This window comes from Paracoccus panacisoli, from assembly GCF_042435015.1.
GTDB lineage: Bacteria > Pseudomonadota > Alphaproteobacteria > Rhodobacterales > Rhodobacteraceae > Paracoccus > Paracoccus panacisoli.
Window position 1 is genome coordinate 22510 of sequence record NZ_JBHMQU010000043.1, and the last position, 6105, is coordinate 28614.

5 protein-coding genes and 1 tRNA gene are annotated in these 6105 nt (G+C 69.9%); all 6 read left to right on the forward strand.

Going from position 1 to position 6105, the window contains the following annotated elements; genetic code table 11:
• The first annotated feature begins 73 nt into the window (after positions 1-73).
• The 6 genes from ACFHYO_RS09380 to ACFHYO_RS09405 all read left to right on the forward strand — a co-directional run bounded on the left by ACFHYO_RS09380 (position 74) and on the right by ACFHYO_RS09405 (position 6099).
• Positions 74-724 carry a glutathione S-transferase family protein gene (locus ACFHYO_RS09380; protein ID WP_394319958.1) on the forward strand — a complete coding sequence of 217 codons (651 nt, stop codon included), beginning with the start codon at positions 74-76 and terminating at the stop codon, positions 722-724.
• Positions 717-1577, forward strand: a complete 861-nt coding sequence (locus ACFHYO_RS09385) for a hydroxymethylglutaryl-CoA lyase (RefSeq protein WP_394319960.1) — start codon at positions 717-719, stop codon at positions 1575-1577. The genes ACFHYO_RS09380 and ACFHYO_RS09385 overlap by 8 nt, the downstream gene beginning before the upstream one ends.
• Complete coding sequence (locus ACFHYO_RS09390) at positions 1574-2359, forward strand: crotonase/enoyl-CoA hydratase family protein (protein WP_394319962.1); 786 nt, start codon at positions 1574-1576, stop codon at positions 2357-2359. Before ACFHYO_RS09385 ends, ACFHYO_RS09390 begins: the two co-directional genes overlap by 4 nt.
• Positions 2360-2685: 326 nt before the next feature.
• Positions 2686-2760 (forward strand) — tRNA-Gln (locus ACFHYO_RS09395).
• 113 nt (positions 2761-2873) lie between these two features.
• A complete protein-coding gene (locus ACFHYO_RS09400) occupies positions 2874-4787 on the forward strand; it encodes a DUF6538 domain-containing protein (RefSeq protein WP_394319963.1) in 1914 nt (637 codons plus the stop codon).
• Between the two features lie 178 nt (positions 4788-4965).
• Entirely contained in the window at positions 4966-6099 is a 1134-nt protein-coding gene (locus tag ACFHYO_RS09405; RefSeq protein ID WP_394319965.1) for an AAA family ATPase, read from the forward strand.
• The last annotated feature ends 6 nt before the right edge of the window (positions 6100-6105 follow it).

Sequence of the window (6105 nt, forward strand, 5' to 3'; positions counted from 1 at the left end):
GCGCGCGAGGCCGCGCCGGACCGGGGCGCTGCCCCGGACCCCGGGATATTTGGGCAAGAAAGAAAGGCGCGCGATGATCCATCTGCATCATGCGCGGGGGTCGCGCAGCTTCCGGGTGCTGTGGCTGCTCGAGGAGCTGGGGCTCGACTACGGGCTGACCGGGTATGACTTTGCCGACGGCAGCCTGCGGGCGCCCGAGCATCTGGCGCGCTCGCCCGCGGGCAAGGTGCCGGCGCTCGAGATCGACGGGGGCGCGCTGTTTGAATCGGGCGCCATCGTCCAGCTTCTGACCGAGCAGGCCGGGCGGCTGGCGCCGAAGCCCGGCGAGCCCGAGCGGGCGGATTTCCTGCAATGGCTGTATTTCGCCGAGACCCAGGCGATCTGCCTCCAGAACCTCAACATCCAGCACAACTTCATCCGCCCGGCCGAGGCGCGCTCGATCCCCACGATCAAGCTGGAGACGAAGCGGCTGGCGGTGACGGCCCGCGCGCTCGAGGCGCGGCTGACGGGGCGGGCGCATCTGCTCGGTTCGGGGTTCTCGGCCGCCGACTGCATGTTCGGCTTCAACGTCCGGTCGCTGGGATATTTCCTGCCCAAGGCCGACTATCCCGCCGTCTTCGGCTGGTGGGACCGGATGCGCGCGCGGCCGGCCTGCGCCCGGGCGCTCGACCGCGAGGGGGGCGAGATGTTCGACCGTGACTTCTACGAGATTCCCAATGGCTGAGATCGAGATCTTCGAGATGGGCCCGCGCGACGGGCTGCAGAATGAAAAGCGGCTGATCCCCGCCGCCGACAAGATCGCGCTGGTGGATCTGCTGAGCGGGGCAGGCTTTCGGCGGATCGAGGTGACGAGCTTCGTCAGCCCGAAATGGGTGCCGCAGATGGCCGACGCGGCCGAGGTGCTGGCCGGCATCACCCGCGCGCCGGGCGTGCGCTATGCGGCGCTGACCCCGAACCTCAAGGGCTACGAAGGCGCGCGGGCGGCGCGGGCCGACGAGGTCGCGGTGTTCGCCTCGGCCTCGGAGGGGTTTTCCAAGGCCAACCTCAACGCGACGATCGACGAGAGCCTCGCCCGCTTCGCCCCGGTGATGGAGGCCGCGCGGGCCGACGGCATCCCGGTCCGCGGCTATGTCTCGGTCGTCACCGACTGCCCCTTCGACGGCCCGACCCCGCCTGCCAACGTGGCCCGCGTGGCGGCAAGGCTGTTCGAGATGGGCTGCTATGAGATCAGCCTGGGCGATACCATCGGCCAGGGCCACCCCGAGACCATCGACGCGATGCTGGGGGCGGTGCTGGACGCGGTGCCGGCCGGGCAATTGGCCGGGCACTACCACGACACCGCCGGCCGGGCGCTCGCCAACATCGACGCGAGCATCGCCCGCGGCGTGCGGGTGTTTGACGCCGCCGTGGGGGGCTTGGGCGGTTGCCCCTACGCCCCCGGCGCCGCCGGCAACGTGGCGACCGAGGCTGTGGCCGCCCATCTTGCCGCCGCCGGCCACGAGACCGGCCTCGACCCCGCGGTGCTGGCCCGCGCCGCAGCATTCGCCCGCAGCCTGCGTTCAGGAGCCCCCGCATGACCCATGAGACGATCCGCATCGAGACCGACGCCCGCGGCGTGGCGACCCTGTGGCTGGCGCGCGCCGACAAGCACAACGCGCTGTCGGCGCAGATGATCGACGAGCTGACGGCCGCGGCCGGCGAGCTGGGCGCGGACCCCGCGGTGCGGGCGGTGATCCTCGCGGCCGAGGGCAAAAGCTTCTGCGCCGGCGGCGATCTGGGCTGGATGCAGGCGCAGATGACCGCCGATGCCGCTACGCGGCGGGCGGGGGCGGCGGCGCTCGCGGGGATGCTGAATGCGCTGAACGAACTGCCGAAGCCGCTGATCGGGCGGGTACAGGGCAACGCCTTCGGCGGCGGCGTGGGGATGATGGCGGTCTGCGACGTGGCCGTGTGCGCGCGCGGCGCGACCTTCGGGCTGACCGAGACGAAGCTGGGGCTGATCCCGGCCACCATCGGGCCTTACGTCCTGGCGCGGATGGGCGAGGACCGGGCGCGCCGCGTCTTCATGTCGGCGCGGCTCTTCGATGCGGCCGAGGCGGAACGGCTGAACCTGCTGTCCTACGTCGTGGACGCCGAGGACCTCGACGCCGCGGTCGAGGACGAGGTGGTGCCCTATCTCTCGACCGCGCCCAAGGCGGTGGCGGCGGCCAAGCGGCTGGCCCGCAGGCTGGGGCCGCGCATCGACGCCGAGGTGATCGCGGCCAGCATCGACGCGCTGGTGGCGGTGTGGGAGGACGACGAGGCCCCCGAGGGGATCGCCGCGTTCTTCGCCAAGCGCAAGCCGCGCTGGCAGGCGTAGGGCGACAGGGGCAGGGTAGGGCGCGCGCTGGGGGGCTGGGCGCGGCGCTTCATGGCGACACGTGCGTATGACCTGCGGGTTCGGATCCTGGATCGTTGATCTGGCCTAATCCGGCGCAGCGGTGGGCGCTCCCGCCGGTTGGGAGGCGGTTGTCAGCAATGTTCGATCTAGGGAGTGCCCCGGCAGCGTTGCTCTGGGCGCTGGCAATAACTTCTAGCACGGCCGCGCTGAAAATCGGCGCCTTCGATAAGGCCCAGAATCACTCAAGAAATTGTCGCCCGCCCCTTGCACCCCCCCGCCGCTGCCGCTAAACACCCCCGCACTGCTGGGGCGTGGCCAAGTGGTAAGGCATCGGTTTTTGGTACCGTGTACCGTAGGTTCGAATCCTACCGCCCCAGCCAGTTTTATCCAAGTCGTTGATCGCGTTGCATAATGTGCCTGTTTAGGCCTGAGAATCAGGCTGTGGCACATGGGTGTGAGACATCCGCCGGGGAGCGCTCTGAGGGAGAGCACCTTGGGACTGATCAATCACGTCACCCGCCGCCAGGCGACCTATGTCTGGCGGCGCCGCGTCCCGACGGCCGCCGGCGCCGGATCGCTGCAGGTCAGCCTCTGCACGACCGACCCCCGCGCGGCCCGGCGGATCGCCACCATTGTCACGCTGCGATCGGACGCGGTATTCGAAGACATGATGGAACGACGGCTCACCCGCGCCGAGGCAAAGGCCCTGCTGGACGGGGTGGTGCGAGACGAGCTTGAGCGCGCCGCTACGTATCGCGCTGCGCGGGTCGGGCGGCCGACGGATGACGAGGCCACCGAGCGCCGCGAGGATATCGCTCACGGGCTGGCGCTACGGCTGTTGGCCGATGGTGGCATGGGTGCCCAACTGACCGACGTGGCGCGGCAGCAGCTGGCGGCTGAGGGGCACGACGCACCGCTGATCGACCATGTTGGCCGCTGCCTCGATCTGCAGCGCAAGGTCGAGGAAGCGCCGGCCGTGACGGCGAAATTGACGCGGCGGCTGACCGAGCTTCTGGGCGAGCCCCCGAGTGAGCTGATGCTGCGCGAGGCGCGACGCTTGCGGATGCGGGGGCGGAGCGCGGCGCTGATGGCGACCGACAAGCTCGCAGTGCGGGAGTCCGACCTCGCCGCTGCGGCGGTCGAAGATGTAGTTTCTGCGGTTTCTGAGGTCGGCACCTTGGCTCGTGACCTCAACCTTGGTTCGGGTTTGGACCCTGACCAAGCTCCTGCCGCCTCCGTTCAAGGATCCTTTTCGCGGAAAGGTATCTCTCCCGGTCCGGTCCTTGCCGAACCCGATGCGAAGGACCGCAGGATCCTGAGGGGACCTATCCTTCAGGACCCGCCCCCCCGCGATCCCGATCTCGTTGCGTTGGCGCGCAGCGTGGCGGGGCGTAAGCAAACGCGCGGCCGCGTGACCGACCGCACCGCCCACCAAATCGAGGCGACTGCCAGGCTCTTCATCGAGGCCACCGGCCTTCGCGACGTGCGCGAGGTTAGGCAGACGCACCTCGCCCGCTTCGTCGAGGTCATGGCGCAGCTGCCGCCGCTCTATCGCAAGAGCGCGGCGGAACGCAGCATGACGTTGCCCCAGATCATTGCTGCAGCCCGCCGGGCCGGAAAGCCGCAGGGCCTGTCGCCGGCGACCGTGAACCGCAACCTCGGCTTCCTCGTCCAGATCCTCAAGCACGCGCGGCTGCAGGGGATCGAGGTCAGCGATCGGCTCGACCTCACGAACCTCCGCGAGGTCGACGCGCGGGACGCCCGCGATGCCGTGCTGCCGTTCAGCCAGGACGACCTGCACCGCCTCTTCCGCTCGCCCGTCTGGACCGGGTCACGTTCAGCAGCGCGGCGACTGGAGCCGGGCACCGAGCTCATCCGCGACGGCCTCTACTGGCTGCCGCTGCTCGCGGCCTATACCGGGGCGCGCCGGGAAGAGCTTGCGGGACTCCTCCGCGGCTCGGTCCGGCAGCAGGACGGGATCTGGGTGGTCGAGATCGCCGCGAACGCCGAACGGCGGATCAAGAACGCGACCTCGAAGCGCACCCTGCCCCTACACCCCCATCTGGTCGAGCTCGGGTTGCCGGAATTTGCGGCCGGACCGCCCGGCGAGCGGCTGTTCCCTGACCTGACTCGCAAGTCCAGCCGCGGCAACCTCGGGGACTCGCTGCAGTATCGCTGGCAGAAGCTTCTGACCGCGCAGCTTGGCGATGATGCGGCGGGCAAGAAGTTCCATTCCTTCCGCCACACCATGACCGATCATCTGCGCCGGGACCCTGAGGTGCCGGAATGGGTGCGCCGTGACATCCTCGGCCACGCCGCGACCGACGTGGAGGATCGGGTCTACGGCAGCCGCGCGACGCCGGAGATCATGCTTCGGGCGATCGAGAAGCTCCCACGCGTCATGTGAGGCGGTGACGTCTCGGAGATATCCTTGAGCCGGAAACGGTTCTTCGGTATGATGGACGCATGACGAGATCGCTCCACATACGCGCGACCTGCGCCGCCTGACTTCGCGCAGCCTCGGCTGTGCCGGGTCCGGCGATGAATGTCGCGTGACCTGTGGAACGAGCCGAAGGCGATCTCTCATGCCCACCCTGCACCCTGCCCGAATCCTGACGGGCGACTGGCCGACGACCTCGGCCGACCTCCGCGCCGTGACCGAGCGACTGACGGACTTTCTCGAACGGCTGCGCGCGAGGCGCCCCGCGCTTGAACCGGATCCCGCGATCGAAGCCTGGTTCGAGCCGGCCGACCGTCCGGGCCCGCTGTCTATGACCGAGACGCGTCGCAGTCAGGCCCGCGCCCGGAGCTTCGTCGAGCGGCGCGATGCACGCCTGGAGGCGCTGCCGAGCAAAAACGGCCTCGGCCCGCAATTGACCGCGCTCGCCCGTGAGGGCCGCGCCGCCTTCGTGGCCGCGCACGAGGCAGACCAGATCGCCGCCGCCCTGCACGACCGCGCCCCGTGGATGGAGGCTGCCTCCTGCCGGGTCATGAAGGAGCTGCGCCGCCGCGCGTCGCAGGGACCGGGCCTCGCCGGTGCACCGCCGATGATCCTCTCCGGCCCACCCGGCATCGGTAAGTCGGCCTGGGCGCGGCACCTGGCCGAGCTGCTCGGGGTGCCGGTGATCCAGATCGACCTCGGCGCAACGCAGTCCGGCGCCTTCTCCTTGGTCGGGGTCGAGCGCGGCTGGGGCACCGCCGGGATGGGCATGCTGACCCAGAGCATCCTCACCGAGCGGATCGCCAACCCGGTGTTGATCATCGACGAGATCGGTCTGGCCCGCGAGACGATCACCACCGCTGGCGGCGGCACCATGGCTGGCGTGATCCCGGCGCTGATGTCGCTGATCGAGCCGACCACCGCGCAGAACTGGACCGACCCCTTTCTGCGCATCCACTTCGACATGAGCCGGGTGACGTGGGTGATGACCACCAACGCGCACGGCCACTTGCCGCCGCCGCTGCTCGATCGCTGCCAGGTGGTGGGCTGTCGCAAGCCGACGCGGAAGGAGTTCGACGCGGCGTTGCGGCGGATGGGGAACCGGCGACTTTGGGCCGAAGGAGACACCGGTGATCCGCTGTTCCGGGCGCTGACCGATCACCTCGCGCAGCATCCGCCGCGCAGCCTTCGGCAGTTGCGACGCCTGGTCGACCGGGCCGAGGAGAGGCAGTGTCCCGGGTGGTGGTGTAGGAGGCCGCGCGCGGAGCCTTCGGCGTAGCGCAGC

Excerpts from the sequence above, each read along its gene's own strand:
- ACFHYO_RS09380 (WP_394319958.1), top strand. The coding sequence starts at position 74 with ATGATCCATCTGCATCATGCGCGGGGGTCGCGCAGCTTCCGGGTGCTG.
- ACFHYO_RS09385 (WP_394319960.1), top strand. The coding sequence starts at position 717 with ATGGCTGAGATCGAGATCTTCGAGATGGGCCCGCGCGACGGGCTGCAG.
- ACFHYO_RS09390 (WP_394319962.1), top strand. The coding sequence starts at position 1,574 with ATGACCCATGAGACGATCCGCATCGAGACCGACGCCCGCGGCGTGGCG.
- ACFHYO_RS09405 (WP_394319965.1), top strand. The coding sequence starts at position 4,966 with ATGCCCACCCTGCACCCTGCCCGAATCCTGACGGGCGACTGGCCGACG.